The sequence below is a fragment of the Mesorhizobium sp. M4B.F.Ca.ET.089.01.1.1 genome (genome assembly GCF_004022605.1).
Taxonomy (GTDB): Bacteria; Pseudomonadota; Alphaproteobacteria; order Rhizobiales; family Rhizobiaceae; genus Mesorhizobium; species Mesorhizobium abyssinicae.
The window spans coordinates 1-692 of the sequence record NZ_RZOS01001122.1 but is presented as its reverse complement, the minus strand read 5'-3'; the positions used below and the strand labels follow the sequence as shown (position 1 = coordinate 692).

Annotated in this window: 1 protein-coding gene; it reads right to left on the bottom strand. The window is 57.2% G+C overall.

Annotated features, from left to right (window positions below; translation table 11 throughout):
• Window positions 1-330: 330 nt before the first annotated feature.
• Window positions 331-692, bottom strand: a 362-nt coding sequence (locus tag EN780_RS36375; protein WP_281035417.1) for a phosphoribosyltransferase family protein, incomplete at its 5' end; no start/stop codon positions are given.

The following is a 692-nucleotide window of genomic DNA, read 5'->3' as shown; positions in this document are numbered from 1 at the left end:
GCACTAGATTAATGGGCAACCTCGTCGGGACCGAAAAGGGCGCTAAACCGGCTGGCTAGATCGATCCAGGGTGCCGCGTCTCCGCGCTCTGAAGCTATTCGAACGACCGTCGCCAGATAATCGGTAAAAGCCTTCAGTCTGATGGCGCCTTGCTCAGAAAGGTGGTCAATGGCGTCAAGCGGCTGGTGAACGGCAGCCAGCATATGTTGCACCAAAAGCAGTGAGGATGGGCAAGGGCAGTCGCTCTTACTCGCGAGGCGCCTGCACTCGCTGCAAAGCGGCGGAATGTCCTCTAAGGCTAGGTCGCCGGAAAGCCGTTGTATGAGATTGTCAGTGGCGTTCCACAAATTCGCTCGCATGCAGAACGGAATGCAGCGTGACCCCATGTTGGGCTAGCAGCGCCGTAGCTCCCTCGTCGCGGTCCACGAGGCAAGCAGCGTCACCTACAATGCCCCCGGCGCGGCGAACCTCTTCAATCGCCTTCAATATCGACTTGCCGCTTGTGGCAACGTCGTCAACGATCAGGACGACTTTTCCCTCGAGATCTTCTTTGGGCCCAAGACCTTCAATCACGTCCCTTGTGCCATGAGGCTTTGGAGTCTTGCGAACGAAGATCGTGTTTATGGGTTTGTTCATCGCCGAGCTGACAGCTGCCATCGATCCGATTACGGGGACCGCTCCCATTTCAAGGC